At 55.3% G+C, this 25,956-nt stretch carries 31 protein-coding genes; 17 read left to right on the top strand and 14 right to left on the bottom strand.

The genetic code is table 11. The features are described 5' to 3' along the window. Positions 1-11: 11 nt before the first annotated feature. A complete protein-coding gene (locus tag SYN9616_RS0107720) occupies positions 12-1,415 on the bottom strand; it encodes a DEAD/DEAH box helicase (protein ID WP_369791939.1) in 1,404 nt (467 codons plus the stop codon). An 88-nt stretch (positions 1,416-1,503) separates the two neighbouring features. On the opposite strand from SYN9616_RS0107720, the gene SYN9616_RS0107715 reads away from it, so the two are divergent. After that, on the top strand, positions 1,504-1,710 hold the full coding sequence (locus SYN9616_RS0107715) for a hypothetical protein (RefSeq protein ID WP_028952570.1): 207 nt from the start codon (positions 1,504-1,506) through the stop codon (positions 1,708-1,710). On the opposite strand, the gene SYN9616_RS0107710 is transcribed toward SYN9616_RS0107715, so the two are convergent. Next, positions 1,692-2,270 carry a hypothetical protein gene (locus tag SYN9616_RS0107710; protein ID WP_028952569.1) on the bottom strand — a complete coding sequence of 193 codons (579 nt, stop codon included), beginning with the start codon at positions 2,268-2,270 and terminating at the stop codon, positions 1,692-1,694. The genes SYN9616_RS0107715 and SYN9616_RS0107710 overlap by 19 nt on opposite strands. Before the next feature lie 124 nt (positions 2,271-2,394). Here SYN9616_RS0107710 and SYN9616_RS0107705 point away from each other — a divergent pair, with 124 nt between their 5' ends. From SYN9616_RS0107705 to SYN9616_RS0107690, 4 genes are read left to right on the top strand one after another with little or no spacing between them, the layout of a single operon-like run. After that, positions 2,395-3,534, top strand: a complete 1,140-nt coding sequence (locus SYN9616_RS0107705; RefSeq protein WP_028952568.1) for a Re/Si-specific NAD(P)(+) transhydrogenase subunit alpha — start codon at positions 2,395-2,397, stop codon at positions 3,532-3,534. Then, positions 3,534-3,839 (top strand): NAD(P) transhydrogenase subunit alpha, encoded by a 306-nt coding sequence (locus SYN9616_RS0107700; RefSeq protein ID WP_028952567.1) that lies wholly within the window; start codon positions 3,534-3,536, stop codon positions 3,837-3,839. Before SYN9616_RS0107705 ends, SYN9616_RS0107700 begins: the two co-directional genes overlap by 1 nt. After that, positions 3,839-5,263 carry an NAD(P)(+) transhydrogenase (Re/Si-specific) subunit beta gene (locus SYN9616_RS0107695; protein ID WP_028952566.1) on the top strand — a complete coding sequence of 475 codons (1,425 nt, stop codon included), beginning with the start codon at positions 3,839-3,841 and terminating at the stop codon, positions 5,261-5,263. Before SYN9616_RS0107700 ends, SYN9616_RS0107695 begins: the two co-directional genes overlap by 1 nt. Beyond that, positions 5,260-6,273, top strand: coding sequence for an alpha/beta fold hydrolase (locus tag SYN9616_RS0107690; RefSeq protein WP_028952565.1), 1,014 nt, complete (start codon positions 5,260-5,262; stop codon positions 6,271-6,273). The genes SYN9616_RS0107695 and SYN9616_RS0107690 overlap by 4 nt, the downstream gene beginning before the upstream one ends. On the opposite strand, the gene SYN9616_RS0107685 is transcribed toward SYN9616_RS0107690, so the two are convergent. Together SYN9616_RS0107685 and SYN9616_RS0107680 are read right to left on the bottom strand one after the other, a co-directional pair. Next, positions 6,231-6,584 carry a ferredoxin gene (locus SYN9616_RS0107685; RefSeq protein ID WP_028952564.1) on the bottom strand — a complete coding sequence of 118 codons (354 nt, stop codon included), beginning with the start codon at positions 6,582-6,584 and terminating at the stop codon, positions 6,231-6,233. The genes SYN9616_RS0107690 and SYN9616_RS0107685 overlap by 43 nt on opposite strands. Continuing rightward, positions 6,581-7,834 (bottom strand): 1-deoxy-D-xylulose-5-phosphate reductoisomerase, encoded by a 1,254-nt coding sequence (locus SYN9616_RS0107680; protein WP_028952563.1) that lies wholly within the window; start codon positions 7,832-7,834, stop codon positions 6,581-6,583. The genes SYN9616_RS0107685 and SYN9616_RS0107680 overlap by 4 nt, the downstream gene beginning before the upstream one ends. An 84-nt stretch (positions 7,835-7,918) precedes the next feature. Between SYN9616_RS0107680 and SYN9616_RS0107675 the strand changes: the two genes are divergently transcribed. After that, entirely contained in the window at positions 7,919-9,241 is a 1,323-nt protein-coding gene (locus SYN9616_RS0107675; protein WP_028952562.1) for a sodium-dependent transporter, read from the top strand. Positions 9,242-9,277: 36 nt separating this feature from the next. Continuing rightward, the gene (locus SYN9616_RS0107670; protein ID WP_028952561.1) at positions 9,278-9,553 is read left to right on the top strand and encodes a hypothetical protein; all 276 of its coding nucleotides are present in this window, start codon (positions 9,278-9,280) and stop codon (positions 9,551-9,553) included. A 54-nt stretch (positions 9,554-9,607) separates the two neighbouring features. On the opposite strand, the gene SYN9616_RS15490 is transcribed toward SYN9616_RS0107670, so the two are convergent. The 3 genes from SYN9616_RS15490 to SYN9616_RS0107655 all read right to left on the bottom strand — a co-directional run bounded on the left by SYN9616_RS15490 (position 9,608) and on the right by SYN9616_RS0107655 (position 11,589). Continuing rightward, positions 9,608-10,051 carry a DUF2721 domain-containing protein gene (locus SYN9616_RS15490; RefSeq protein WP_037990809.1) on the bottom strand — a complete coding sequence of 148 codons (444 nt, stop codon included), beginning with the start codon at positions 10,049-10,051 and terminating at the stop codon, positions 9,608-9,610. Positions 10,052-10,069: 18 nt separating this feature from the next. Beyond that, the gene (locus SYN9616_RS0107660) at positions 10,070-10,303 is read right to left on the bottom strand and encodes a hypothetical protein (RefSeq protein ID WP_028952560.1); all 234 of its coding nucleotides are present in this window, start codon (positions 10,301-10,303) and stop codon (positions 10,070-10,072) included. 68 nt (positions 10,304-10,371) lie between these two features. Beyond that, the gene (locus tag SYN9616_RS0107655) at positions 10,372-11,589 is read right to left on the bottom strand and encodes an aminotransferase class V-fold PLP-dependent enzyme (RefSeq protein ID WP_051411098.1); all 1,218 of its coding nucleotides are present in this window, start codon (positions 11,587-11,589) and stop codon (positions 10,372-10,374) included. Positions 11,590-11,660: 71 nt separating this feature from the next. Between SYN9616_RS0107655 and SYN9616_RS15485 the strand changes: the two genes are divergently transcribed. From SYN9616_RS15485 to SYN9616_RS17255, 7 genes are all read left to right on the top strand, one after another. Next, positions 11,661-12,827, top strand: a complete 1,167-nt coding sequence (locus tag SYN9616_RS15485; RefSeq protein ID WP_051410983.1) for a tyrosine-type recombinase/integrase — start codon at positions 11,661-11,663, stop codon at positions 12,825-12,827. A 340-nt stretch (positions 12,828-13,167) separates the two neighbouring features. Beyond that, positions 13,168-13,512, top strand: a complete 345-nt coding sequence (locus SYN9616_RS17675; protein WP_198015158.1) for a hypothetical protein — start codon at positions 13,168-13,170, stop codon at positions 13,510-13,512. 40 nt (positions 13,513-13,552) lie between these two features. Beyond that, the gene (locus tag SYN9616_RS0107640; protein WP_028952557.1) at positions 13,553-14,080 is read left to right on the top strand and encodes a hypothetical protein; all 528 of its coding nucleotides are present in this window, start codon (positions 13,553-13,555) and stop codon (positions 14,078-14,080) included. Positions 14,081-14,141: 61 nt separating this feature from the next. Continuing rightward, complete coding sequence (locus tag SYN9616_RS17265; protein WP_156918724.1) at positions 14,142-14,465, top strand: hypothetical protein; 324 nt, start codon at positions 14,142-14,144, stop codon at positions 14,463-14,465. Between the two features lie 31 nt (positions 14,466-14,496). Next, a complete protein-coding gene (locus SYN9616_RS0107635; protein WP_028952556.1) occupies positions 14,497-14,826 on the top strand; it encodes a hypothetical protein in 330 nt (109 codons plus the stop codon). Positions 14,827-14,866: 40 nt separating this feature from the next. Further along, positions 14,867-15,193, top strand: a complete 327-nt coding sequence (locus tag SYN9616_RS17260) for a hypothetical protein (protein ID WP_156918723.1) — start codon at positions 14,867-14,869, stop codon at positions 15,191-15,193. A 304-nt stretch (positions 15,194-15,497) separates the two neighbouring features. After that, positions 15,498-15,854: a hypothetical protein gene (locus SYN9616_RS17255; protein ID WP_156918722.1), complete on the top strand. Its 357-nt coding sequence runs from the start codon at positions 15,498-15,500 to the stop codon at positions 15,852-15,854. Between the two features lie 258 nt (positions 15,855-16,112). Here SYN9616_RS17255 and SYN9616_RS0107625 read toward each other — a convergent pair whose 3' ends face one another. After that, positions 16,113-16,541: a hypothetical protein gene (locus SYN9616_RS0107625; RefSeq protein ID WP_028952555.1), complete on the bottom strand. Its 429-nt coding sequence runs from the start codon at positions 16,539-16,541 to the stop codon at positions 16,113-16,115. Between the two features lie 1,848 nt (positions 16,542-18,389). Between SYN9616_RS0107625 and SYN9616_RS0107610 the strand changes: the two genes are divergently transcribed. Continuing rightward, complete coding sequence (locus tag SYN9616_RS0107610; RefSeq protein ID WP_028952553.1) at positions 18,390-19,064, top strand: DUF4079 domain-containing protein; 675 nt, start codon at positions 18,390-18,392, stop codon at positions 19,062-19,064. Here the strand turns inward: SYN9616_RS0107610 and SYN9616_RS15480 are convergent. Beyond that, positions 19,049-19,339, bottom strand: coding sequence for a gamma-glutamylcyclotransferase (locus tag SYN9616_RS15480; RefSeq protein WP_051410982.1), 291 nt, complete (start codon positions 19,337-19,339; stop codon positions 19,049-19,051). The two genes, SYN9616_RS0107610 and SYN9616_RS15480, sit on opposite strands and share 16 nt — an antisense overlap. A 60-nt stretch (positions 19,340-19,399) precedes the next feature. Next, entirely contained in the window at positions 19,400-19,645 is a 246-nt protein-coding gene (locus SYN9616_RS0107600; protein ID WP_028952552.1) for a NifU family protein, read from the bottom strand. Positions 19,646-19,791: 146 nt separating this feature from the next. Between SYN9616_RS0107600 and SYN9616_RS0107595 the strand changes: the two genes are divergently transcribed. Further along, positions 19,792-21,246 carry a malate:quinone oxidoreductase gene (locus SYN9616_RS0107595; RefSeq protein ID WP_369791938.1) on the top strand — a complete coding sequence of 485 codons (1,455 nt, stop codon included), beginning with the start codon at positions 19,792-19,794 and terminating at the stop codon, positions 21,244-21,246. A 53-nt stretch (positions 21,247-21,299) separates the two neighbouring features. Here the strand turns inward: SYN9616_RS0107595 and SYN9616_RS0107590 are convergent, their stop codons facing one another. Together SYN9616_RS0107590 and SYN9616_RS0107585 are read right to left on the bottom strand one after the other, a co-directional pair. Further along, entirely contained in the window at positions 21,300-22,052 is a 753-nt protein-coding gene (locus SYN9616_RS0107590) for a type II secretion system protein J (RefSeq protein WP_028952550.1), read from the bottom strand. A gap of 96 nt (positions 22,053-22,148) precedes the next feature. Then, positions 22,149-22,469 carry a multidrug efflux SMR transporter gene (locus SYN9616_RS0107585; RefSeq protein WP_028952549.1) on the bottom strand — a complete coding sequence of 107 codons (321 nt, stop codon included), beginning with the start codon at positions 22,467-22,469 and terminating at the stop codon, positions 22,149-22,151. Between the two features lie 72 nt (positions 22,470-22,541). Between SYN9616_RS0107585 and lepA the strand changes: the two genes are divergently transcribed. Continuing rightward, a complete protein-coding gene (gene lepA / locus SYN9616_RS0107580; RefSeq protein ID WP_028952548.1) occupies positions 22,542-24,356 on the top strand; it encodes a translation elongation factor 4 in 1,815 nt (604 codons plus the stop codon). A gap of 34 nt (positions 24,357-24,390) precedes the next feature. On the opposite strand, the gene SYN9616_RS0107575 is transcribed toward lepA, so the two are convergent. Together SYN9616_RS0107575 and SYN9616_RS0107570 are read right to left on the bottom strand one after the other, a co-directional pair. After that, the gene (locus SYN9616_RS0107575; protein WP_028952547.1) at positions 24,391-24,930 is read right to left on the bottom strand and encodes a hypothetical protein; all 540 of its coding nucleotides are present in this window, start codon (positions 24,928-24,930) and stop codon (positions 24,391-24,393) included. Continuing rightward, on the bottom strand, positions 24,927-25,916 hold the full coding sequence (locus SYN9616_RS0107570; protein WP_232200173.1) for a hypothetical protein: 990 nt from the start codon (positions 25,914-25,916) through the stop codon (positions 24,927-24,929). The genes SYN9616_RS0107575 and SYN9616_RS0107570 overlap by 4 nt, the downstream gene beginning before the upstream one ends. Between the last annotated feature and the right edge of the window lie 40 nt (positions 25,917-25,956).

The raw sequence follows: 25,956 nt of genomic DNA, 5'->3' as shown, positions 1-25,956 counted from the left end.
AAAAGATGTCGTCAGCGCTGCAAAAAAGATGGCAATTGAGGTGTTTTTAGTGAAATCACCGTCCCAGCCCCATCCCCTACCGCCTCAAGAGGAAGGCTGGGGCCGCTCCAGCAGGCTTGGGGACCCTCGTCGCCACTGGGGTTGTCTTCAGCGGCTCGGATCACGTATGGCTCCGCGACGGACCAGCCTCGGGCGTACCCCATCAAAAGGGGATCAGCAGGTGCATAGACATAAGAGGGGTGGCGGGGGATCGGCTCGTCCTTGGCGAGTTCCGGAGTCATCCGCACGGCGCGGGTGATCCCCTGAATGAACCGGCTTCGGGTCACAACGGTGGTCAGGTAGGCCACAACACGCAGGCGGGGAGCGTCAAAGCCTTCTGAGCACATGTCGATGCTCCCCAGCCAGTCGGCGGAGCCGTTCTCAAAGTTGGCCAGGCGTTGAGCGGCCTCCCGATCCTGGGAGTGGACGAGATCAACCCGGCTGCCGTCCTCCTCCAGCAGCCGCGTGATCTGCTCCGCATGATTGATGTCGCGGGCGATCACCAGGCCAGCAGCGCGGATGTGATGCTCACGGATGCTGCTCAGCCGTCTCTGGGCTTTGAGCAGCACCTGCTGCCCGATGCTGCTGCTGTCGGCCAGGCGGATCGCCCGCCTCAGATTGCGTGCCCGCCAGCTTTCGCGTGCTTCTGCCGACAGCGGCGACACATCGCGATCAGGCAGCCCCTCGCGGCTGTGCTCCACCCAGCCGTCCTGAAAGCGGAATTCCAGCGGTCGAACGTCACCGGCGGCGATCAGTTCCCGCGGTTCCACGCATAGATCCGGAATGATCTGCTCCACCACATCGTCACCCTGTCGAAGGCGGACCCGTCTGGCGGCACAGAAGGCCAGGTTGTCGGCTCGGAAGGGTGTGCCGGTCAGTCCCAGGCGCAATCGGAAACGGCTGCTGATGTCCTGAAACGTTTGCCCCCAAACGGCGGCTTCGGGCTCCTCAGGATCCACGCCCAGATGGTGCGCCTCATCGGCGACCACAAGGGTGGTGTCCGGATTCCATTGCCCGAGGTCGTCTTGAAGTCGATCAAGTTGGCGTGCTGCGGCCTGATAGGTCAGCAGCAGGCCATGGCCTGAAAGTCCCGACGGGCTGCACTCTGGCCACTGGCAGGGATCAATGCCAAGCCTGCTGAAGGCGCGCTGCCACTGCTCCAGGATTGAGGTGCGGTGGCAGAGCACCACCAGACGCTCCAGACGTCCCTCCCGCCGCATGCTGCTGAAGGCCAGCAGGGCCCCCAGGGTTTTGCCTGCTCCAGGCCCGGCAAACACCAGCAGATCGCGATCCGTTGATCCTGCACTGTCCAGTCGGCGGCGCAGCAGCAGCGTTAGTTGCGTCTGCCATTCCCGAGGGCGGATGGTCGCTGGCAGGTCAAACGATGGGACGGCGATGGCGGATCAGCGGAAGATGAGTCTTTTTAACCATTACTTTCCGCGATGGCATCTCTACTGTCCGGCCATGGCCAAGCCTCGCCCCTCCAGCGATTCCATCGATCAACTGCGGCAGCAGCTTGATCGCTGCTGGGGCAACGAATGCGATATCGATCCGCTGATTCTTCGCGAGCGGGATCTTCGCCGTCAGGGTCGGTGGCCGCAGGCCCGCTGCATCGAGCAGGAACTGCAGCCGATCGTCTGGTTTGAATGCGATCAGAGCGCTTCGGCGTGATTCACCAGGAGTCGTTCCACTTCCATCAGCGCTTCTTCTGAGGCGGTCTTGGCAGCCTGGTGATCACCTTGGGCGGCTTCCAGCAGCTGCGTCGATAGACGCTCGATCAGGCTCTGACGCCTCTCTTCCAACATGGCGACGATCTCTGTTTCCACGAGCGTCCGCACCGCCTGAATTCGAAGATTGTCGGCAGCAGCTTCGTCGAAGGTTCCCTGCACCAGCTCCTGGATGAACAGGCGGTGCACCTCACTGCTGCGCAGGAAACTCTCCGTGGCGTTGATGATGCCGTCCACCAGCGTGCGATCCGGTTCGGATTCCTGTTCGTTGAGCTTGAACTCCCAATCGAGGTGACGACGTTGCCAGCCGGCAGCGTGCAAGCTGGGCATCACGCTCTGCGAAAAGGTATCGACGGACATTTCATAAATCCGTTCCGCGAGCCGCTCACACCAGTCACGTCCGTGATTCTTCAAGCTGGCCTGCATCGTGGAGCGCTCAACGGAGTGACCGCCGTGGTGGCTGTGACAGACGCCATCGGGACACTCGATCGCTGTGAGACCCATTGGATCGGGGAATGAATGCTCCTCACGTAGCTAGATGTGGTGGCGTTGCGTCCGGTTCTTCAGAAAACCTCCTGATCCCCTGGGGGCGACCCCGTAACCTCGCATCGTCGGAGGCTGTGACACCTTGCCCAGACTTTTGATTCCGGTAGAAACCGCACCGGGCGAAACACGTATCGCCGCGACGCCGGACACGGTGAAAAAATTCCTGTCTTTCGGCTGTTCGGTGTCTGTTGAATGCGGTGCAGGCACCGCTTCGGGATACCTCGATCAAAGCTTTCAGAATCAGGGAGCCGATCTGGTGCCGGTGGCGGACCCTGGAGCGTGGGCTGACGCCGATCTGGTGTTGTGCGTTCAGTCCCCTGCACCCGAAGCGCTCTCGAGGATGAAAGCGGGAGCCGTGCTGGTGGGTCTCCTATCCCCGTACAGCAATGCATCCCTGACGAACGCACTGACAGCGGCCAAGCTGTCAGCGATGGCCCTGGAACTCCTGCCACGCATCAGTCGGGCCCAGTCGGCCGATGCCCTCTCATCCCAGGCCAACATCGCCGGATACAAATCAGTGCTGCTGGCTTCATCGGCTCTGGATCGTTATTTCCCGATGCTGATGACCGCGGCCGGGACGGTGCAGCCGGCCCGGGTGGTGATCCTGGGTGCCGGTGTGGCCGGACTGCAGGCGGTGGCTACGGCACGCCGGCTGGGAGCGGTCGTCTACGTCAGCGACATCAGGCCGGCCGTCAAAGAACAGGTGGAATCCCTTGGTGCCCGTTTCATCGACCCCCCTGAGATGGAGGACAAACCCTTGGAAGCCGGCGGATACGCCAAGCAGGCATCCGATGCCTTCCTGGCGGCTCAGCGCCAGCAGCTCTCCGATCAGCTGGCCGAAGCTGATGTTGCCATCTGTACGGCTCAGGTGCCCGGTCGACAGGCGCCGAGGCTGATCAGTGAAGACATGCTCGACCGCATGCGTCCCGGTGCTGTGGTGGTCGACCTGGCGGTTGCCCAGGGCGGCAACTGTGCAGGAACGGTCCCCGGTGAAACAGTTGTACGCAACGGGGTGAAGCTGGTTGGCGGCAATGATCTGCCCTGCACGGTGCCGAACCATGCCAGTGCTCTTTACGCCCGCAATCTGGTGGCTCTTCTCGAACCCGTGCTCAAGGAGGGCGCGGTTCAACTCAACACGGATGATGAGTTGATCGCTGGTTGTCTGATCAGCCTCGACGGCAGCATTCGTCGCCAAGACGTTCTTAACCCGGGAGGCAACTGATGGATTCCAGCTTTGTTGAATTTCTCTGGGTGCTCCTGCTGGGCAGTCTTCTTGGGCTGGAGCTGATCGGCAAAGTGCCGCCCACGCTGCATACCCCGTTGATGAGCGGCGCCAATGCCATCTCCGGCATCACCGTGCTGGCAGCACTCACCGCCATCATCAAGGCCGGCGACAACGTTGTCCTGTTGATTTTGGGTTCGGTGTCCCTCGGTTTCGCCCTGTTCAACGTGATTGGCGGCTTCCTGGTCACCGACCGAATGCTGGCCATGTTCAGCCGCAAGCCCTCGCGCAAGGAGAACCGCTGATGCCCGCTTCCTTGATCATCAAATACGCAATCGAGCTGATTGCGGTTCTGCTGCTCGCCCTCGGTATCAAGGGCCTCTCCAAGGTGCGCTCGGCTAGGGGGGCCAACCAACTCGCGGCAGTGGCCATGGGCCTCGCCGTTGTTGGCCTTTTGTTCAATTACATCGGAACCACCGGCATTGCCGCTGCGGCCTGGATCTGGATCCTGTTGGGAACCCTGATCGGGGGACTCCTCGGTGCGGTGATGGCTCAGAGAGTGGCGATGACCTCCATGCCGGAGACCGTCGCTCTCTTCAACGGCTGCGGTGGCATGTCGTCGCTGCTGGTGGCGCTTGCTGCAGCTCTTTATCCCGAAGCACTCCAATCCGACGGATTGGTTGCTCTGATCTCGATCGTGGTCTCGGTGTTTGTTGGTGCGATCACCTTCACCGGTTCGATCGTGGCGATGGCCAAGCTCCAGGGCTGGTTGTCCACGCCGGCATGGATGCAGAGCCGGGCACGCCATGGCGTCAACATCGCTCTGGCTGTGATCTCCCTGATCGCTGCAGTGCAGATGCTGGTGAGTGGTCAGGCCTCCCAGGGGCTGGCCCTGCTTGTGATCGGCGCCTCCCTGCTTGGTATCGGCGTCACACTGCCGATCGGTGGGGCAGACATGCCCGTGGTGATTTCCCTGCTCAACAGCTACTCCGGTGTGGCCGCGGCAGCCGCCGGATTTGTGGTGGGCAGTCAACTCCTGGTTGTGGCCGGTGCCATGGTCGGGGCCGCCGGTCTGATCCTCACCCAGGTGATGTGCGACGGCATGAACCGTTCACTGGTCTCCGTGCTGTTTGGTGGAGCCCTCGGGGCCTCAGCGAGCGGCGGCGGTGGTGGCGAATACACCAACATCACCAGCTGCAGTGCCGAGGAGTGCGCACTCACCCTCGAGGCGGCTGAGCGGGTGGTGATCGTGCCTGGTTACGGCCTGGCGGTCGCCCAGGCACAGCACACCCTGCGCGAGGTAACGCGGGTGCTTGAGAGTGCGGGGATTGACGTTGCCTATGCCATTCATCCGGTGGCAGGACGCATGCCGGGTCACATGAATGTTCTCCTGGCTGAGGCCGATGTGCCCTACGAGCAGCTCAAGGAGATGGATCAGATCAATCCGGATTTCCCCGCGACGGATGTGGTGCTGGTGCTCGGTGCCAACGATGTTGTCAATCCGCAAGCCAAGAGCGACCCCAGTTCTCCGCTGTATGGCATGCCTGTTCTCGATGTTCAGGAGGCCCGCACCGTCTTCGTGGTGAAGCGGGGCATGAGTGCTGGATATTCAGGCATCAAGAACGACCTGTTCGAGCTGGCCAACACCTCCATGGTGTTCGGCGATGCCAAACGGGTGCTGGGCGATCTGCTGACGGAGCTGAAAGACCTGGGACTCGGTAAGAAATGATTGATCGCGAGCTGGGGCTTCTGCCATTTCGGCAGCGGCTCCCCTGGCTCGGCGGTGATCTTCAGACCCTGCGCGACACGCTCAGGCCCGTGGATCTTCCGCCTGAGAGCGGGAACCCCGTCCTGATTGATGTGCCAGCCCTCGCCAGCGGTGCCGCTCAGGCTGGTCAGTTGCTGGCCTTGCTGGATCTGCCCTGCTCAACTCCGCAGGGCCTGGTGCTGCTGCTCCACGGCCTCGGGGGCTCCAGCTCCAGAGAGGGGCTGCGACGGATGGGAGCGGCCCTTCGTAATGCTGGTTTTGCCGTTCTGCGCTTGAACTTGCGCGGCGCCGACCCAGGCCGTCATCTGGCGGGGGGCACCTATGCCGCGCGCTGCAACAGCGATCTGTTGCCCGTGATCGCGCGGGCCCGCCAGCTGGCGGATGGTCGACCGCTGCTGGGTGCGGGCATTTCCCTGGGCGGAACGATGCTTCTGAATGCCTGCCTCAGCGACGCGACTCTGCTGGATGGTCTGTTCTGTGCCAGCAGTCCCCTGGATCTGGCGGCATGCAGCGCGTCGATTGAACGGCCCCGCAATCGTCTGTACCAGCACTGGCTGTTGAAGCGTCTTGTACGCCAAACCGCAGCGGACCCCTTCGGCCTTTCAAAGAACGAGGAGCGGATTCTCTGCGGTGAGACCCCACCAACCACCATCAGGGCGTTCGACACCGCGATCACGGCCCCTCGCTGGGGTTATGCCGATGTGGAGGACTACTACCGCAAGGCCTCACCGCTGCCGCATCTCAGCTCTGGTCAGCCGGAGTCATGGCCATCCACCCTGCTGCTGCAAGCCCTGGACGACCCCTGGGTGCCCGCAGCAGCCGCGATGCAGCTGGAGCAATCGCAGGCTCCGGACGGGCCGCTGAAGTTTGTGTTCACCCGCCGTGGTGGTCACAACGGCTTTCACGGCCAGGCAGGTTGCTGGGGTGATCAGCTGGCGGTGGCCTGGTTGCAGAGCATTGGTGTCCGCTGAATCAGCCACTCCTCGATCGGTTCCCCCGCGATCACGTGCTGTCGAAGAATCGGCTCGAGGCGCTCGGGTGTGACGCCGCCATACCAGCAGCCATCGGGCCAGATCAGCAGAACCGGGCCGCCTTCGCAGATGCGCAGGCAATCCGCTTTGCTGCGCAGCACCACGCCTTCAACGCGATCAGGGTCTTCCAGCCCCAGTTGTTTCACGAGCTGTTTGAGTCGGTTCCAGGCCGCGGCACCAACCGTTGGATCACAGCACTTGGCCTTGCTGGCTGTGGCACACAGCAGCAGGTGATGGCTGATCCCTTTCACGCCGCCACGGCGGGAAGCGTCATCCGACGGGTGCCGCGTTGCACGGCTTCCCGGACGGCCTGCCTGGCCCACTGATCGACGCTGAGCACGTCCTCAAGCTGCGGCTGATCCATGAAATCGGCCTTGTGGCGCTCGCAGGCCGTTTCGATCAGATCGGGAATGTCGAGGAAGTGAATGCGTTCATCGAGGAACTGGGCGACCGCTTCTTCATTCGCGGCGTTCAATACGGCCGGCATGGTGCCGCCGGCTCGGCCAGCGGCGTAGGCCAGCTCCATGCAAGGGTATTTGGCTGTGTCCGGTCCACGGAAGGTGAGTTGCCCCACTTCGGTGAGGTCGAGTCGCCGCCAGGGCGTTTCAAGACGGGACGGCCAGGACAGGCAGTAGAGGATCGGCAGCTTCATATCCGGCCAGCCCAACTGGGCCAGAACCGAGGAGTCCGCCAGTTCGATCATCGAGTGGATGATGCTCTGGGGATGGATCACGATCTCGATGTGGTCGTAATCCAGGCCAAACAGATAGTGGGCTTCGATCACTTCCAGCCCCTTGTTCATCAAGGTGGCGGAGTCCACGGTGATCTTGCGGCCCATGCTCCAGTTGGGATGGCGCGTGGCATCGGCCACGGTCGCTTTCTCCAGGTCAGCGGCTTCCCAATCGCGGAAGGCTCCTCCGGAGGCCGTCAGCTGGATGCGCCGCAGACCTGGGGTCGGTACCCCGGTGGAAAGTCGCGCATTTTCGGCCCAGGGCGTTCCCTGTAGACACTGGAAGATCGCGGAGTGTTCCGAATCCGCTGGCAGAAGCCGGCTGCTGCTTTTCTTCAGCTCCGGCAGCACAACAGGGCCAGCTGCGATCAGCGTTTCCTTGTTGGCGAGAGCGAGATCCTTGCCGGCACGGATCGCGGCCAACGTGGGCAGAAGGCCGGCACAGCCAACGATGCCGGTCACCACCAGATCAGCCGTGTCCCATGAGGCGGCAGCGTTGAGCCCGCTGGGTCCAGCCACGAGCTCGGGCGCTTTGGCGGGTCGCTGGTCGGCGGGGAGATCCTCCAGGTGTTGCTTCAGAACCGGCAGCAGCGCAGGATCTGCCAAGGCCACCAGCTCGGGCTGATGGCGCTGGATCTGCTGCACCAGCAGCGACAGATTGCGGCCGGCGGTCAGCGCGACAACGCGAAATTGATCGGGGAACTCCTCGGCGATCTGGAGGGTCTGGGTTCCAATCGAACCGGTGGAGCCCAGCACGCTGATCGCTTTCACAGGAGAGCGGCAAGTCGCACCAGTCTCCCATCAGGACAGGCGATCACTGGCAAGCTGTGCCGGAGATCGGCTCTACGGGCAGCAATGGCGGCACGGGAACAATGGAGGTCGGGCTTCGGCTTCGTGTTGGCGGCGGCAGGCAGCGCCGTCGGACTCGGCAATCTCTGGGGATTCGCCTACCGGGCTTCGCAGGGAGGAGGGGCCGCCTTCCTTCTGCTCTACGTCCTGATTGTGCTGCTGGTCTGCCTGCCGGTGCTGGTGGCTGAGATGGTGCTTGGACGCAGTACGGGACGCAGCCCGCTGATGGCACCCGTTCTGGCCGCTGGTCAGCGTTGGCAGGCCATGGGCTGGCTGTTTGTGCTGGCGTCCTGCGGAATCCTGGCGTTCTACGCGGTGCTGATGGGCTGGACCGGCGTCACCCTGGTTCAGGTCTTGGCGTCCGGACTGCCCCAGAACATCGGCGAGGCCGAAGCCTTTTTCGAAGGACTGAGTGGAGGACAGGCGGCACTGTTGGGTCAGCTAGTCAGCTTGCTGCTGACAGCCGCTGTTGTTGCAGCTGGGGTCCAGAGCGGGATCGAGCGGCTCTCCCGTTGGGGCCTGCCGTTGCTGTTCCTGCTGCTGCTGGTTCTGGCGGGTTGGGCTGCTGGGCTTCCGCAAGCCGGCGAGGGCTATCGCACCTTCCTGCTGCGCTGGGATGGCAGCCAGCTGCTCGATACCACCACCATTCGCAACGCCTTCACCCAGGCGTTCTTTTCGATCGGCACGGGGATCGGCTGCATTCTTGGCTACGCGGCCTACCTGGATCGCCGCTCCCAGCTTCCGCGCCAGGCCCTAACCATTGCCGGCCTTGATACCGCTGTTGGTCTGCTGGCCGGAATGGTCACCTTCCCTGTGGTGATGAGCTTCGGTTTGAAAGAGGTGGTGAGTGAGTCGACGCTTGGCACGATCTTCATTGCGCTTCCTGCCGGTCTGGCATCCCTCGGCGGGGTTGGCCGTGTGGTGGCCGTGGTGTTTTTCGCTCTGGCCTACATCGCCGCCATCACCTCGGCGGTTTCGTTGCTGGAAGTGCCGGTGGCCTGCCTGATCGATCGCCTGGGATGTTCACGCCTTCAAGCGGTCTGGGTGTCTGCGGCTGTGATTTTTGTGGCAGGGCTGCCGGCCGCCACGTCCATCAAGGCCCTTGGCTGGATGGATTCCGTTTTCGGGGGGCTGTTGCTGATCCTCGGCGGCTTGCTGCTCTCGCTTCTGCTGGGCTGGGTCCTGCCCGATCGCTTCCGCAAAGATCTGGATGCCAGCGGCACCCCGCCGCTTTTGCAGGGTCTGTTGCTGGTGATGCTGCGCTGGGTTGCGCCGCCGGTCGTTGCGCTGGGCTTGGTGCTCAGCGTTGTTGATCTGGTGAAGGCCTGACGCCTGCCTTGTTGTGGCCCAGGTGAGCCATCGCTGATGTTGCGATCTTGCTGGTGGATTGGTGTTGTTCTGTTTGGCTGTACGCAGTTAAACGATCAGGACTTCAAACGGGTCCATTGTGAAATCTGGAATCAAAGTGCGAAGGATCAGCATGCACTCTCCTTTTCATACAGATCGATCACCAACAAACAGCTTCCAGTTGTGTCCACAGGGAAAGCTGCCAGTGAAATGTTTGTCAAAGATGTGAAGCTCTATGTTCGTGAATTGGAGTCCATCTGCTCTGTTGATAAAGGACAAGATGTTGAATCCTGAGCTGATGATTCAGCCTTGATCAAGAAAAGTGTTTCTGGAAATATTGTGGATCATTTATTGAACTGATTGTACTGGGATTGAAAGGCTGTCTTTCAGTTGGCGGGAAGCGAGTCTGATTTCCCTGAGAAAATTGATGGTGGAGACCATCAACATCAGCATTGCTGCCACAAACAGTGGAGCGACAACCTGTGAGAGGTTCAACTTAAGAATCACAGACAGAAAAATCATGGCCACCACCGTTGCGATGGCAAGTGTGGAACTTGCCAGGAGTTCGATGGAGCTGGTTACCAGTTGCATTCTTTTTTTCAGGAGGCCGTACTCGATGCTTTCTGCCTCACTCAACCGCTCGCTGGATTCCTTCAGCGTTCTTGCGCGATCGATGCAGCGAACAAGCCTGCCAGGTAACACATTCATCATGGCTCCGATGCCGGCGAGTAAAAACACCGATGAGACCGAAAGTTGAATCGCTTTCGGCAGGGATTCAGCAGTGAAGGCCATCAATCACAAGCGCCATCGTCATGATTTCGGTTGGCTTTCACCGTCCATCATGGTTTGCATTTTACGGATTCTTACCAACATTTTTGTCCAAACCTCAAGTTTCCAGGCCTGTTCCGGATCGTTGGTGCTGGCAGCAAGATCGGCTTGGGTCTGAAGCTTGGCGTCCAGATTGTCCCCGGCTTCAAAGGCCTTCATCAGCTCCATTTCAAGCTTGGCCGTTTCCATGAAGTTCAGTTTCTTGAGCCAGAGCATGTCTGCCGATCCGCGTTTCATCAGTCTGGCCTGAGCGGCTGGACAGACGCTGGCTTAGGTGGTTCGCCTCAGGCTGTGGCTAGTCGCTTCAGGGCGTCGAGTAAGGCGTCCACCTCCTCCTCTGTGGTGAACGTGTGGGTGCAGGCCCGCAGGCAATCAGGGTCCGCCAGATCTCTGATCCAGATCCCCTCGCTGCCCAGTTGTTTCACCAGGTCGCCCAGGGGCTCATTGCTGCCCCATTCGAAGCTCACAAGTCCGCTGGCTGGTGGGACGGATAGAAGTGGCGTCACCCCGGCCACATCTGCAAGCCCCTGCCAGAGCCTGCCGCTCAACCGACAGATACTCCCCAGCCGCTGCTCTTGTGTTCCAGCCTGCTGCAGCAGATCGAGCGAGCAGCGCAGACCTGCCATCAGGGGCACGCAGCTGGTGGCCACTTCAAAGCGACGACTGTCGCGGTGAAACGGGTCGGGTTCGCTGAGGTCTGCTTTGCTCTCATTGCGGAGGCTGCGCCAGCCGATCACGGTTGGATTGGCCTCTGCAAGCACCCGCTCCGACAAAGCGACACCGCCGAGCCCTTCCGGTCCGCAGGCCCATTTGTGTCCAGTGAAGCCATAGATGTCAGCCGCCGCTGCCGCTTGACTGGTCGGGATCTGTCCGAAGCTCTGGGCAGCATCCACCAGCAGAAACGGCCGATGTGGGTGGCTTTCAAGCCGATCGGCTACCGCGGCAATCGGGATGATCTGTCCGGTGTTCCAGAGCAAATGGCTCAGCACCACCAGCCGGGTGCGCGGCTGCAGGCTTTGCTCAAGAGCATCGATCACAGCGGCGTCGGTGGCAGCCGGATCGCCTCGCAGGTTTTTCACCGGCAAGGTGTCGATCTCCAGTCCCTCTCGACGGGCTAACTCAACGCAGGCCGCTAAGACGCCTGGGTGTTCGCAGTCGCTGATCAGCAGATGATCACCATGGCTGAACGGCAGTCCCCAGAGCGGCAACACGCAACCGCTGGTCACGTTTTCCGTGAGGGCAAGGCGATGGGGGGCAACGCCGCAGAGCTTCGCCAACTGTTGCCGGGTGCTGTTCAGTTCTTTGCCGATGAATGGCCAGAGATCGGTTGTGAATGGGCCCAGCTCTTGAATGCGCTGCCAGCAGCCTGTGATTGCGTTGAGGGCTGGGGTGGGAAGTGGCCCTTGCCCACCGAAGTTGAAGTACGTCTTGTTGGCTAATGCAGGGTATTGTTTCCTAAGGGAACTGAGCTTATCTTGGTTCGTAGTTTGGTTCGCACTCATTGGCTCTGCCTCCATACACCAGGAAAACGGCGGGAAAGGGATTCCAATTCCAGCGTGCAGTACCAAGGTCCATGCAGGCTGCAGTTGGCAAGACCAAATGGATTGAGCCAGCAGGAGAGACCATCCAAGAAGCAAGACGCAAGAGCCCTGCATTCATTGCCCGTACAGACGCCCTGATCAGTACCTGGAAGCAGACAGGGCTGCTCTCTACCGATGAGCTGATAGAGCAACTACCAGGCCTGACTACTGACCTAGATCCAGCTGACCTGAACGTTGGTCTTCAGATGCTGGCCTTGCAGGGCGTTGACCTACTCACCAAAGAACAGGCAGCACGTGGTGAGGAGCTGTTGCTGGGTGGAGCTGAACCAAAGAAGCTCTTTACTGCTCAGGATCTGCTGGACATCAAGTGGATGCACAGCAACAAGAACCTGAGGACACATGTTGAGCTGAAGTCAAAGCTGGAATCCTTTCTTGCGTTCTGCAAGGTCAGCTCTCCTCTTCACTGCTCCCGTGATCACGCTGAGGACTACCTGGAACACCTGATTTCTTCCGGCAAGTCCAAAGGCACCATCAGGACATCTCTTGCTCAGCTCAGTGGGTTGTGGTCTGCACTGCGTAAGCAACGTGAGTACCGACAACACGATCAGATCTTCCAAAACCTCACAAGTGATCAGCGTCTGAAGCCAACACCTGCTGAGGAAGCACAGAAGATGCTGACCCGTGGCGATCTCATAACGACACCCATAGGTCAGTGGGATGAGTCGGAATGTATGTACGTACCTATCTTTCGCATCCTGTATTACACGGGTGCCAGGCTGGCTGAGATCTGTGCATTACGTGGTGAAGACATCAAAGCAGACCGAATAAGTATTGAGTGGATGGACGAGCGAGGGTTGAAGAATGCGCACTCACAAAGACCAGTACCCATACACCCTGATCTTGAGGAGACACTCAAGCCATTGCGTCAGATCAAAGGGACTATCTGGCCTTCAACCATGCAGATCAATAAAGACACTAAGGTAATCAGATGGGGTGCCAACCTTGCTAATCCTTGCAAGAAGGTGACAGGGTTAAACCCTCACGGTCTACGTCACCGTGTCACCAACATCCTTGTAGAGAACGACGTACCAGAGAGGACTATTGCACAGCTGCTAGGTCATTCCAAGAAGACAATGACACAGAAGTATGGAGGTCTTAATTGGCAAAAGTTGGTTGATGCTATTGCGCTGATTGATTAGTGCTATTCCTGTATTTGTCGTGTGCGCTAACAAATTACGTACAGATACACAAAAAATAAGAATACAATCCCTGTCCAAACCTATTTCTGTAAACCAGCGAGGTTTTGCAGTGCACAAGCAGTATGCACGCTACTGCTTTGGTTCGTAATCAGCCCAGATACAATGCTTCTACTTGATTTGCCTTGGTTCCCAGCTGAATGCTGAGCGTGGCCATAGGCAGAGCAAAAACCATTTTGACCTAGCTGGCCGAGACGATTTGGCAGAATAGTAGTCACGCTATGGGGTCTTTCTGCGTCCCTACTACTACGATAATAGGCTACACAAAATTATGTCATTTTTTATGAGGTCACTACTCAGAACTATTCCATTAATTGGTGCACTACTTCTTTCAACAGCACCAGTTCATGCTTCTAAGACGTCTGAGGAGATAACGAAACCCTGTGAAACCTCTGAAGCAGCAAGGGAAGCTTGCTTAGGAAGTGCGTTCTTTTTTGCTGCGCTTAGTGGGTATACACTCCTTTGTGACTTAAGGGATACGGGTGAAATAACACCAAAGGTATTTGCTAGGAGAGAAAAAATTAGTAGAAACGTGCTAGAAGAAGAATTTGAAAAAGTTATGTGGAATGAAGGAGTTAAGATGGTGCTATTAGACTATCCGAATTGCCCAATTAAACCTGTTCGTTAGTTGTTGGCTCCAGCGTCATTAGTTCTTTCAGGCTAGTCCTATGAAACTCATTCCACTCATCGGTGCACTCCTTCTTTCAACAGCACCAGTTCAGACTTTTCAAACAAGTGAGGCAGGTAAGCGTAAATTAGTAAGTTACGTATGCGACTATAGCTATGAAGGTAAGACTGCTGAAGAAATCATTGCAGACTTTAATGAAGACTGGCCTGGAGCTAGTTTTTCATATGCAGCAACAACGTTTGATAAAAGCAATGGCGATTATTATGAATATCAGGTTGAGCATAATTTTGAAATTTCTTTCACACACGTAAAGCCGTTTAAATTTGAGGATGAATTATTGACATTCGATACGAGCCTAGTGAATAATACTTTCAAGCTCATTATTTCGACATATAAAATTGTTGATAATTCATTGATTGCAAAAAGTTCACGTGAGTTTAATATGAACACCTTGACCGAAGTATATACCCCACTATTTGCAAAGAGCGGGGAAGGGCTTGAATCAACGACGCATGAATGTATACTTATACCCATGCCAGAAAACTTTCAAGTCAATTGGAAGGATTAAGCTGATAACCCAATTAAACCTATCCCCTAATTTTTATCATCACTTCTTTCAGGCTAATCCCATGAAACTCCTTCCACTCATCGGCTCACTCCTCATTTCAGCAACACCAGTTCAGGCTATTGAAACATTTGAAGAGCTAAGAAAAACTTGTAAAGCTTCAGAAGAAATGGATAAGATTTGCGCAGGAGCTGCTGAATATGTTGGCACTATGGGATGGGTGAGTTTGCTTTGCACCTTAGAAGAAAAAGGCAGGCTTACAAAACAGAATATAGTTTTGACTTGGGATGAATTGTATGAGCTTGATGGTTGGACACCACTAGGGAATGAAGCATTATACGATACATTAAAAGATTACCCAGAGTGTTCAATTAAACCTATCCCCTAATTTTTATCATCACTTCTTTCAGGCTAATCCCATGAAACTCCTTCCACTCATCGGCTCACTCCTCATCTCAGCTGCTCCAGCTCAGGCTTTTACTTTTTTAACATTTGAGGAAATAGAGAAAGCTTGTAATGCTTCAGAAGAAAACACTAATTTGTGCGTAAGTGTTGCTCAAATGAGTGCTATGAGGAATATGGTGATTTTGCTTTGTAACTTTGAAGCGAAAGGCAGGATTACAAAAGAGGATTTAGATTTGACTTTGGATGAATGGAGCTTTAATCAGGGTATGAGCCCAGCGTTGAAAAAAGCAGTAGAGATGACATTAGAAGAATTCCCAGAATGTTCAATTAAACCTATTCCCTAGTTGATGTCTTCATGCATCATCAGTTCTTTCAAGTGCTTCCATGAAACTCTTTCCGCTACTTGGCGCACTGCTTCTTTCAACAGCTCCAGTTCAGGCTTTTGAGACATGGGAAGAGTTAAGTAATGTTTGCCTATCTACAGACGAAATCGTTAATATTTGCACAGGAGTTGGCGATTTTGTTGGTGCTGCAACGATGGTGAGTTTGCTTTGTACCTTAGAAGCAAAAGGCAGTCTTACAAAAGAGAAGTTAGTTTTGTATTGGGATGATTGGTATGAGTGGAATTATCGTGGGAGACCACTGTCAAATGAAGCAGTGGAGAAGGGTTTGAAAGCTTTCCCAGGCTGTTCACTTAAACCTAAGTTATAGGTTCCAGCAATGGAGGATTTATAGGTGGTAAAACAGGTTATTTAATGCTTACCACCCAATCACCCATAGCAGTCCCTGACACTACCTTATGTCTCTTCTCACATTTCAGCAAAAATTTAAGAGGTAGTTGTCTAATAAAAACCAACTAATAGCCTCTGTAGTGGGTTCGTAGAACTTACCCTAAGGCGTCTGCAAGGCCCTCTAGCAGTCTTTACGGCTGAGTTAGGTACATTCTATAAGGTAACTATTAGAGGCTCTTATAGGGTCTTGTAGAGGTGTTAGTCTTACGTATGCACTAGCTCTAATGAAACTTCTTCTCGCAACACTTCTTTCGACTTCTTCTTTGCTGGCCGTTATACCTGCTCAAGCTCAATTCACTAATCCTTCTCCACCGGAATGCGATGAAGTTGCTGGGTGCAGAACAGCATGCGAAGATTATGGCGCAGGAATTAAAGGGTGCATTTATCTCAAAGTCATTTCAAGGAATTTCCCGTATGTCACCTTTAAAACAAGCTTTGAAAGAGAAATAAGTGAAGCGGATTGTCCGCAGTTCAAATTGAGAACTCTTCGTGTAGAAGATGGAATGCCTAATCGTTGGGAACAGGTGATACCAGGGTCACGTGATTACGCAAAACTTATGCAGGCTTGTACTGTGCGTTAATTTTCAGTCAACCTGACACAGCAAATACCTCCCTAAAATATGACAAAAAAGTCTGAACCCATACAAAGACCTGTGTAGAAGGACAGAACTCCCCTATGCCGGCGTGTAGGCTTTTAAGACCCACTATTCGCATAGCCTCCAGACACATTGGTCGGGAAATAATTTCTGTTCATAGGTCTTACCTTTGAACATATAGCGTCTAACTTTAAGCATTGCCATCATAATAATCTTTGCGTCAAGAACTAAACATTCATCGTGCTAGTTCTTGTTGGCTATGTAAGAATATTTCTTCTCCTTCTTGTCCACTAGTTTTTGCTGACCCATGATTTCTAATGCAGCTCTTCGGGCATCTAGCTGATCAACAGCAGTCACCCTGAAGATTCGTCGTTTTGAATGATGACCACTTGATTCATAGCCAGCCACTGAGATATATCCATTGTCTATGAGTACTTGTATAGCTGTGATGATGGTCTTCTTGCCTAGTCTTAAAACTTCTGCCATCCCTTTTATTGTCCATTGTGTCGTGCCACCTGTGTCTCGTCTTTGGTCTGGCGGTAAGTAAGTTCTGTCGTCATAGTTGGTATCTTTGAATGCGCTTTCAAACATGAGCGCATATATTTGAACTGCGCCGTTGGTATGTAGTTTTGCTATCTCGTAAATAGGTGGGGGTGTGTTGATAATGACCATATATTATTGTGTTCTGTGGAGAACCTTGTTGACTGGAAAGATGGAAACAAATGGGACCTAATTGATTGTTATTGGTTCTTACGTTGTTTATAGATGGATTGTTAATGCCTTTTCAATTTATTTTGTCATAACGCACTTGTAAAAATAACGACTCACGTCATTCATTATTACCCTTTTACATCATCAACACAGTTTGGTCTCAATCCTGTTGCGCCTCATAGATGGGTGTTTAGGTCTTTTCCTTGACCAAAGTGACTAGCACAATCCTTTGTGTGTCTTCCTCTGTATTACTCCGCCATCGCCTTTTCCCTCTATACGTACGCCATCGCTCTTCTCCTGTATTACTCCCCTATTGCTCTTTCCCTGTATTACTCGGCCATCGCCGTTCTCCCTGTATTACTAGAACATTGCTTCTTCCTGTATTACTCCGCCCGTACAGCTTCTCCCTGTAAACATCCGCCATTGGGTTCTCCCCTTATAGATCCCCCTTCGTCATCTTCCCTGTATTGGTACGCCATTGGTCTTCCTGTAAACGTACCCCTTTGCTATTTCTCCTGTATTGCTAGGCCCATAAATCTCTTCTCCTGTAAACGTAGGCCCGTAAGCATCTTTCTCTGTATTGGTAGGCCCATAAGGTTCTTTCCTGTAAACGTACGCCCGTAAGCAGTCCCTCCTGTATACGTAGGCAATCGTTCTTCCTGTAAAGGTAGCCCATCGCTTTTTCCTGTAGACGGGGCCTATCGTTCTTACCTGTACACATAGGCCATTGCTTTTCCTCCTATTACATACCCTTTTGCTCTTCTCCCTTCAGATACGCCATTGCTTTCTCTCTGTATAACTCCGCCCATACCATTGACACCCTGAAGGCCCTCAGGCAAGGGTTAGATGTTAACTGGCAGATTGCCTAATTAATATTTGAGCCGCTCACAGAGCCTCCTAGGCATGTCTCAGGGCTTCCTTAGCTGTAATGCTGCGCCAGCTGAAGAGAAATTGGATCGCGATAAAAGGGGTTGATACGTCCATAAGACGCGCAACGTTTGAGTAGAAGAACCGGTCCTGGTTGGGTCCTGTCATGCCCCATGCCCATCAGCACTCGGTCCTCTTCCTGCTTCATCCGATCCATTGAGACCAGGATGCTGCTCTTTGTTGGGTTGGTTGGCTGGGCTGGTTGGGTGGTTGTAGTTGCATGGGTCTTGGTTCAGGTTTTGGTTCGCGGCTTTGTTCGCGCCTCCTGTAAAACCCAGTTCACCACTCAATTATTAGAACCCTCTCACTTGTTGAAGTACGTCTTGTTGGCCAGTGCTGGAAAAAGATCTCTGAGTTGAGCGCCGTTCAGATCCGTCATAATGATCGAGCCCCATGCAAGTTTGATCCGTTCTTGATTCTAAGCCTGGCTTATTGCATGTATTCAATGTCTGGCGGATGGCGCTGTAGTGTGAGCTTTAATATTGAGCTAATGTCTGATTTTTCTGAGATGTTATTGAGATATGCGTCGCCTAATGGGCTTGATTTCGAAAAATGGACTCAGATGTTTGCCTGATAAAGTTGTCTTGTGCGTTTTGTTGACACACAAGATGATTGCCTGAGTGATTCTTCGGTACATGATTGCGATGGCTGATTCGATGAAGGATATTGGATTGGTCTGGATAGCTCGGTGATTTGAGTCTGCTATTGATTGTATGCCAATGATTAAAGTATTTAGGACTCCTTGTTTGTAGAGAGAAAGATATCGTTTTGGTTTGCATCTGCTTATCGCACTATAGATATTGAGAGATTTTTGAGTGTGAATCCCTTTGCCTCTCATTCAGGTCAGCATGAAAGTTGTTATGAGCTCACCGAAGCACGCCCGTGACCACCGTTGATTGGTTATGGCTCCTGCATCCGGCGTTGGCCGTCGTGGTCGTCTTCCCGCTGATTGGCATGGTGCTCCGACTCGCCTGGCAGACCCGCCAGCGACGGGTCAACAAGGTGAAGCATCCGGCAGTGGTCGGTCAGGACCACAGTCAGCTCGGACGATGGTTGGCCGCATCGGTGCAGCTGCTTGTTCTGATTGCTCTTGCGGTGGCGATTACCACCCAGAAGCCCCTTGCCGAATTTTCCGGCGGGATCGCTCGAGCTGGACTGCTGCTTCTGGTGCTGCTGGGCAGCGTTGCCAGCTTGGGGGCCCTTTGGTTCAGTCAGGCGTTGTCATTGCGCCTGGTGTTTGCCCTGATCAGTTGGGCTGGAGTGCTGGGTCTTGGTGCCCAACCCGAGGTGTGGAAACAGGATCACTATTGGTCGGGCGTCGTGGTCACCGGCCTGATGCTGCTGTCTCTGGCCATCCGTCCCGAGATTCTGCGGGACCTTCGTGTTCGGCGTCTGCACATCACGCTCTCCGTTCTGGCGGCTGCCTTGTTTGTGGTTCAGGGCATCACGGGCAGCCGTGATCTGCTGGAGATTCCGTTGAGCTGGCAGAAACCCGCCGTGTATGCCTGCGATTTCGAGGCAAAGGTGTGCCCAGCTCACCCTCAGGGCGCCTCATAAACCCAGACGCTCCGTCCATCCTTGAGCTGCCGCTTTCGGCGTTGATAAACCTCTGGGGCGTCTTCCCAATCATCAAGAGCGGGCCAGCGACTCGCCGAGATGCGATAAACCTCCCCTCGCACCTCTGCTGATCCCGATCGGAGCATGGGATATCCCGAGACTTCAATCAGCTCGGCAGCTTCAAGAACCCCATCGGGTTCCCGTTCAGCTCCTTGGATCAGATCGTGGGCGCTGCCGTTGGCTTTCAGGGAGCCGTAGACGAACAATCGATCCAACAGCTCAGATCGGGGTCAACACGTTTTGAATCAAGTTTGTACGAGCAGTGCTGGGACGGTTCAGAGCACCTGCACCACTTCACTCACCTCAGGAATCGATTCGCGCATCTTGCGTTCGATGCCCATTTTCAAGGTCATCGTGCTGCTGGGGCAGCTGCCGCAGGCTCCCTGCAGCCGTACCTTCACGATCGGGCCATCGAGCTCGACAACTTCAACGTTGCCGCCATCGGCCATGAGGAACGGGCGCAGTTCATCGAGCACCTTTTCCACGTTCTCGATGGTGAGGGCCATGGTTTCGGTGCTCATCAAGCTGCGCAGAACTCGTTACAACAAGACTACGGAGCTGACCCATAGGGTGGCCAGAGCGGTTTCCACCCCCAGCTCCGTTGCGGAACGACAGCACTTTCGACGCAGATCGCCGATACGACGCCGTGCTCGTTGGAGCCGGAATCATGGGAGCCACCCTTGCTGCGTTGCTGCATGAGCTCGACCCGGACCTGCGCTTGCTGATGGTGGAACGGCTTGAGGCTCCGGCGCTGGAAAGTTCAGCGGCGGTGAACAACGCCGGAACAGGCCATGCGGCCAACTGCGAACTGAATTACACGCCGCTTCAGGCGGATGGCACGGTCGCCACTGGCAAGGCGGTGGCGATCAACGCTGCCTTCGAGCGCAGTCTTGAATTTTGGGGATCCCTGTCCGAACGGGGATGCCTGGATCCCAAGGGGTTTTTGCATCAGGCCGCTCATATCAGCGCGGTGTGGACCCCGGAAAACATTGCCTTTCTGAAGCAACGCTTTGACCAATTGTGTGAGCTCCCAGCATTCGAGGCGATGCATTGGAGTGAGGACCGTCAGCAGCTGACGGAGTGGATGCCTCTGGTGATGAAGGGGCGGGATTCGCAGCAGCCAGTTGCAGCCACACGCATCGAGCGCGGCACCGACGTTGATTTCGGAGCGCTCACCCGCGCCTATCTGCTGCCCCTGCAGAACTCTGGTGCGCTGACCATTTGGTACGGCACTGAGGTGCGCGATCTCAAGCGCCTGCGCCGCTCGGACATGACCGAGGCGGATTGGCGCCTGGAGCTGAACGGTCCCTCCGGCCGTTCTGAGGTGCAGGCCCCCTTCGTGTTCCTCGGTGCTGGCGGCGGTGCGCTGCCGTTGTTGCAGCGTTCCGGGATTCCCGAAGCGCTCGACTTTGCCGGATTCCCCGTGAGTGGGCTGTGGTTGGTGTGTAGCAATGCCGATTTGGCGGAACAGCAATGGGCCAAGGTGTATGGCAAGGCGGCTGTGGGAGCTCCGCCGATGTCGGTTCCCCACCTCGACACCCGCTGGATTGATGGCCAGCGCTCGTTGTTGTTCGGGCCTTTTGCTGGCTTCAGCAGCAAGTTTCTAAAGCAGGGGTCGTTGTTCGACCTCCCCAAGTCGGTTCGGCCAACCAATCTCTTCCCGATGCTGCAGGTTGGCGTCAAGAACGTGGAACTGGTGCGTTATCTCGTGAACCAACTCCGTCAGAGCCCGGAGGAGCGCCATGGGGCGCTGCAGGAGTTCATGCCCACGGCCGAGGCTGAGGACTGGAGCCTATCGGTGGCGGGTCAGCGCGTTCAGATCATCAAAAGCAACAAACGTGAGGGAGGCCGGTTGCAACTCGGCACGGAGGTTGTGGCCTCAGGCGATGGCTCCCTGGCCGCCCTGTTGGGGGCCTCTCCCGGTGCCAGCACGGCGGTGACGATCATGCTGGAGGTGCTGGAGCGCTGCTTTGCAGACCAGCTGGCGACTCCGGCCTGGCAGGAACGCTTGCGGGCTGTGTTGCCCTCCTATGGCCAAGATCCTGCAACCGATGGCTCCGTTCTGGCCGGAATGCGCCACCGCAGTAATGCACGGTTGGGCCTTGAGGGAGCAGGCGGGTAGCCGCTGGCGGTCGCAACGCTAAGACCCATCAGCGAAAAAAAACGGTTGGTTGATTAACACCTGCCTTTGATCCGTTGTCGTAAGGAACATTTGCGCTTGCTCTTGCCTTTCGAGCGGGCTATTTTCTTCGTTTTGTTGTTGTTTTTGGTTGTTGTTGAGGAGCTTTTCTTCGAAATTTTGACTATTTTTTTGGTATCGTCTAAGGGTGTATTTTCAGCTGTCGTTGCATCACTGAAGCAATGCATCTGAAAGTTGGGATTGACTTCGACAATGCGACGCTCAACGTCGATGTTTTGTTCTGGTCCTTTGAATTGATAGGTAACCCTGGTTACTCTATTTGCTTGATCAGGTGTGATTGTGCGTTGAATCGCATCATCATTGCTTGCAGTTCGATGAGTGGGCTTTTTGACAAATGCGACCCCTCCTTCCTTGATCAATTCGTTCGCAAAAAACTTTGTTGGTGAAAGGCATGCGTCTTGTAATTTCTGGTCATCGAGTTTTAGGTCTTTGGTCAGCTGAACATCGGCCTGGTGAACCAATTGGATATTGTCTTCAATGGCATTTTCAATCCGACGGCGGCTTGAGATATGGCTGCTTCCAGCCAGTGACGAGGTCAGCATTTGCCCCACTGATGTCATCACCAAGGTGAAGATAACACCGGAAACCATCACTTCTGTAAGGGTGAATCCGTGGTTGCCGCTGGCGTGATTTGCTCTGCTTCGTAACTGGAAACCGCCCATGTGGATGACCTGGTCGATATTCCATGAATACGTGCTCTTCTTTTGATGAATGTTGAGCGACGTCAAGACATGCTGTGAGCTTGCTCACAACGGATGGTCAACACTTAATTCATAGAATTTCTGATGGCTACTGTCTGTCCTTCAGATGAAGGGTTTTGTGGCTCAGCGACCGATATTCACAAGCACTACACCAGATGTGATCATCGTGATGCCGATGATCTGAGTGATGGACAACGCTTGCTGATACGCCAGCCAGCCCACCAGCACGATTGCGATGGTGCCAATGCCACTCCAGAGGGAATAGGTGAGGCCGAGTGGAATGGAGAGCACCACCTTGGAGAGCAAGGCCATGGCGATGGCATAAGCACAAAAGACCAATACGGTCGGAATGGGCTTGGTCATGCCCTCCGACAAGCGCAGGCATGAGGTGCCCAGCACCTCTGCAGTGATGGCCAGCATCAGTAAGGCCCAGGGGTTGCTCATGGCTGCTGGTGCCCTCTCCCTAGGATTGCTTTAACGAAGCCAATCGAACCCGAGCCGGGTAATCGCCGCTGCATGACCGACGCTCCCGTCTCACGGATTCGCAACTTCTGCATCATTGCCCACATCGACCATGGCAAGTCGACACTGGCAGATCGCTTGTTGCAGGACACCGGAACGGTGGCCAACAGGGACATGCAAGACCAATTCCTGGACAACATGGATCTGGAGCGGGAACGGGGGATCACGATCAAGCTCCAGGCCGCTCGGATGAACTACACGGCGGCCGATGGCGAGCAGTACGTGCTCAACCTGATCGACACCCCTGGCCATGTGGACTTCTCCTATGAGGTGAGCCGAAGCTTGCAGGCCTGCGAAGGGGCGCTGCTGGTGGTGGATGCCAGCCAGGGCGTGGAAGCGCAGACCCTGGCCAATGTCTATTTAGCGCTTGAGAATGATCTGGAGATCATCCCGGTGCTCAACAAAATCGATCTGCCCGGTGCCGATCCGGATCGAATCAAGGAAGAGATCGAGGCGATCATTGGGCTGGATTGCGACAACGCCATTCCCTGTTCAGCCAAAACCGGTTTGGGAGTGCCGGAGATTCTTCAAGCGGTGGTGGATCGCGTGCCGCCACCGCAGGACGCGGTTGATGAGCCCACTAAGGCACTGATTTTCGATTCCTATTACGACCCCTACCGGGGGGTGATTGTCTATTTCCGGGTGATGAGCGGTCGGATCAGCTGTAAGGACAAAGTTCTGCTGATGGCGAGCAAGAAGAGCTACGAGCTCGATGAGATCGGAATCATGGCGCCCGATCAGAGAAAAATGGATGAACTCCATGCCGGTGAGGTGGGCTATCTGGCGGCTTCGATCAAAGCGGTGGCCGATGCCCGTGTGGGCGACACAATCACCCTGCTGAATGCACCAGCCGATTCACCGTTGCCCGGTTACACCGAGGCCAAACCGGTGGTGTTCTGCGGTCTGTTCCCAACTGAAGCGGATCAGTACCCGGATCTGCGCGACGCCCTCGACAAATTGCAGCTTTCCGATGCAGCCCTGAAGTACGAACCGGAAACCAGCAGTGCCATGGGCTTTGGTTTCCGTTGCGGCTTTCTGGGTTTGCTGCACATGGAAATCGTGCAGGAGCGGCTTGAGCGCGAATACGACCTTGATCTGATCGTCACGGCGCCATCTGTGATTTACAAGGTGAACCTGATCGATGGCAGTGAGGAGATGGTGGACAATCCGGCGACCCTGCCGGATCCCCAAAAACGTGAATCGATTGAAGAGCCCTACGTGAAGATGGAGATTTACACACCGAATGATTACAACGGTGCCTTGATGGGACTTTGTCAGGAACGCCGGGGTGAATACATCGATATGAAGTACATCACCACCGACCGGGTGACGTTGATTTACGAATTACCGCTCGCCGAGGTGGTGACGGATTTCTTTGATCAGATGAAGACGCGTACTCAGGGCTATGCATCGATGGAATACAGCTTGATTGGCTATCGCAAAAACCAGCTTGTGCGCCTGGATGTGTTGATCAACGGCGAGCGGGCCGATGCCCTCACCACGATTGTTCATCAGGATAAGGCCTACAACGTGGGCAAGGCTCTGGTGGAAAAATTGAAGGAACTGATCCCACGCCAGCAGTTCAAGATCCCGATTCAGGCCTCGATCGGCAGCCGCATCATCGCCTCCACCAGCATCAGTGCCATCCGCAAGGATGTGCTGGCGAAATGCTACGGCGGTGACATTTCCAGGAAAAAGAAATTGCTGAAGAAACAGGCCAAGGGTAAAAAACGCATGAAGGCCATGGGCAAGGTTGATGTACCCCAGGAAGCCTTCATGGCTGTGTTGAAACTCAACGAATCGAGTTAATAAGATTTTCCGTAAGGCGTACGTCCTCTGCGCATCAACTGCACCAGTACATCGCTTGCGGTACAAGTGACGCATCGTTGGTGATCGTTTTTCCGCGGCTTGTGCCGATGTGGGTGATTTCCAACTGACGATTGATGATTTCAATCTGTCGTTCGATTTTGATGTTTCCGTTATCCATCAGAATCGAGCTCTTGACAGGAAAATCCGCAAGCGGCTCATCGCTGGAACAATGGGATGTGTCGTAGCGCATCGGCGTATCGAGATCTGCAGCTTTCCCCGTGCAGGCTGTCCCGGGCTCGCACTGCCATCCGAAAGCTTCCTGGCGCAGCAGATTGAGGTCCTGACGAATATTGTCCTGGATCTGGTTGAGCTCGGCGGATTGTTCTGTGCGCTGGGCACTGTCGAGTTGAGAACGAAGCACCACCATCAACACAATCATCAGGATTAGGGATGAGACGACAACTTCGGTCAGGCCGAATCCACCAGAACCATCCGCACGGTTTTGCTGCAGCCGCCAACGTCGAGACTCATGACGGATGGTTCTTCTCAGCAGCAACGTCCTTTTGATGATCAATCGCTCAGCCGTTTTGTGCTGGATTGAAACACCAGCATTTCGATGTCAGCGAGGTGAAGTGTTCCTCCAGCGGCTGAGCGGAGAATGCAGTGGCTGACGCTGCAGCCACTCAAGCTGTAGTCCGATTCAGGACCTTGTAGATAGACACGGTCGAAACCTGACCCTCCATTCACGCTTACGTTCTCTGTTGATTCTGATGCGGAGATCCAGGGAACAAAACTGTCATTTCCTGCTTCTCCATGCAGATGATCTTCGCCACCACGGCCGATCAAGGCGTCATGGTCGGGACCTCCCTGGAGCGTATCGCTGACTGTGGTGCCCAGAAGAATGTTGCGCCCCATCCCACCAACCAGTTTGATTCCTTTGGTGGTGTTTCGATCCGGCGTGGGCTGACCATCCATGACGTAATTTCCATTGGCCCCCTGCATCCCATCGCCGAGTTTCACGGATCGATTGGTGCAAATGGTGCTAGTCCCGAAGACAGGTTCAGCTAGCACGGGCGCTGCATAGAAGCGTGGATGATCTCCCGGCAGAAGAGTTTTCACGCCATGGCCACAATGAGTGTCCTCTGTTTTACAGACCACATTGCAGCTCGATTGGCTGCTTGGGATCGGAGGGACCTCATTGATCCTGGACAATCCCCCGCTACTTAGAGTCTTGCTGATGGCTGGAGCCGAGTTGACGCGATCGAGATTGTCTTGCATCGCCAAGCTGAATTCCACCCGCTTCTGATTATCCGCTGACTGGGTGACTGTTAAACCGTCACCAGAACTCAGATCAAGTTTGTCCAACACAATCGATTGCTGATATGGCGTCCCTTGGGTGTAATCCGCACTGCCATCTTTGCTGATGGTCAGCCGTGGACCACAGCGGATCAACACTCCGCCCTCCGGGCCGCCCATCCATTGATTGGCTTCGCTTGCTGGCAGCGATTGGATCGAACGGACGCCATACAACACATCCGGCATTGTGCCGACAAGATGCATCCTCATTTGCAGGCGTGTTTCTGGATGCTGGAGTAATGGG

This window comes from Synechococcus sp. CC9616 (assembly GCF_000515235.1).
GTDB lineage: Bacteria > Cyanobacteriota > Cyanobacteriia > PCC-6307 > Cyanobiaceae > Parasynechococcus.
The sequence above is the reverse complement of the archived record's forward strand: the minus strand, read 5'-3'. Positions and strand labels throughout refer to the sequence as shown.

What these genes read in the sequence shown, in the direction of transcription:
- SYN9616_RS0107600 (WP_028952552.1), bottom strand. Translation starts at nt 19,645, where the DNA reads ATGAGCACCGAAACCATGGCCCTCACCATCGAGAACGTGGAAAAGGTG.
- SYN9616_RS0107715 (WP_028952570.1), top strand. Translation starts at nt 1,504, where the DNA reads ATGGCCAAGCCTCGCCCCTCCAGCGATTCCATCGATCAACTGCGGCAG.
- SYN9616_RS0107700 (WP_028952567.1), top strand. Translation starts at nt 3,534, where the DNA reads ATGGATTCCAGCTTTGTTGAATTTCTCTGGGTGCTCCTGCTGGGCAGT.
- SYN9616_RS0107640 (WP_028952557.1), top strand. Translation starts at nt 13,553, where the DNA reads ATGAAACTCATTCCACTCATCGGTGCACTCCTTCTTTCAACAGCACCA.
- SYN9616_RS15485 (WP_051410983.1), top strand. Translation starts at nt 11,661, where the DNA reads ATGCAGGCTGCAGTTGGCAAGACCAAATGGATTGAGCCAGCAGGAGAG.
- lepA (WP_028952548.1), top strand. Translation starts at nt 22,542, where the DNA reads ATGACCGACGCTCCCGTCTCACGGATTCGCAACTTCTGCATCATTGCC.
- SYN9616_RS17260 (WP_156918723.1), top strand. Translation starts at nt 14,867, where the DNA reads ATGAAACTCTTTCCGCTACTTGGCGCACTGCTTCTTTCAACAGCTCCA.
- SYN9616_RS0107595 (WP_369791938.1), top strand. Translation starts at nt 19,792, where the DNA reads ATGGGAGCCACCCTTGCTGCGTTGCTGCATGAGCTCGACCCGGACCTG.
- SYN9616_RS17255 (WP_156918722.1), top strand. Translation starts at nt 15,498, where the DNA reads ATGAAACTTCTTCTCGCAACACTTCTTTCGACTTCTTCTTTGCTGGCC.
- SYN9616_RS0107670 (WP_028952561.1), top strand. Translation starts at nt 9,278, where the DNA reads ATGTTGCGATCTTGCTGGTGGATTGGTGTTGTTCTGTTTGGCTGTACG.
- SYN9616_RS0107585 (WP_028952549.1), bottom strand. Translation starts at nt 22,469, where the DNA reads ATGAGCAACCCCTGGGCCTTACTGATGCTGGCCATCACTGCAGAGGTG.
- SYN9616_RS0107635 (WP_028952556.1), top strand. Translation starts at nt 14,497, where the DNA reads ATGAAACTCCTTCCACTCATCGGCTCACTCCTCATCTCAGCTGCTCCA.
- SYN9616_RS17265 (WP_156918724.1), top strand. Translation starts at nt 14,142, where the DNA reads ATGAAACTCCTTCCACTCATCGGCTCACTCCTCATTTCAGCAACACCA.
- SYN9616_RS0107695 (WP_028952566.1), top strand. Translation starts at nt 3,839, where the DNA reads ATGCCCGCTTCCTTGATCATCAAATACGCAATCGAGCTGATTGCGGTT.
- SYN9616_RS15490 (WP_037990809.1), bottom strand. Translation starts at nt 10,051, where the DNA reads ATGGCCTTCACTGCTGAATCCCTGCCGAAAGCGATTCAACTTTCGGTC.
- SYN9616_RS0107625 (WP_028952555.1), bottom strand. Translation starts at nt 16,541, where the DNA reads ATGGTCATTATCAACACACCCCCACCTATTTACGAGATAGCAAAACTA.
- SYN9616_RS0107570 (WP_232200173.1), bottom strand. Translation starts at nt 25,916, where the DNA reads ATGCATCTTGTCGGCACAATGCCGGATGTGTTGTATGGCGTCCGTTCG.
- SYN9616_RS0107690 (WP_028952565.1), top strand. Translation starts at nt 5,260, where the DNA reads ATGATTGATCGCGAGCTGGGGCTTCTGCCATTTCGGCAGCGGCTCCCC.
- SYN9616_RS0107660 (WP_028952560.1), bottom strand. Translation starts at nt 10,303, where the DNA reads ATGCTCTGGCTCAAGAAACTGAACTTCATGGAAACGGCCAAGCTTGAA.
- SYN9616_RS0107710 (WP_028952569.1), bottom strand. Translation starts at nt 2,270, where the DNA reads ATGGGTCTCACAGCGATCGAGTGTCCCGATGGCGTCTGTCACAGCCAC.
- SYN9616_RS0107655 (WP_051411098.1), bottom strand. Translation starts at nt 11,589, where the DNA reads ATGAGTGCGAACCAAACTACGAACCAAGATAAGCTCAGTTCCCTTAGG.
- SYN9616_RS17675 (WP_198015158.1), top strand. Translation starts at nt 13,168, where the DNA reads ATGAGGTCACTACTCAGAACTATTCCATTAATTGGTGCACTACTTCTT.
- SYN9616_RS0107675 (WP_028952562.1), top strand. Translation starts at nt 7,919, where the DNA reads ATGGCGGCACGGGAACAATGGAGGTCGGGCTTCGGCTTCGTGTTGGCG.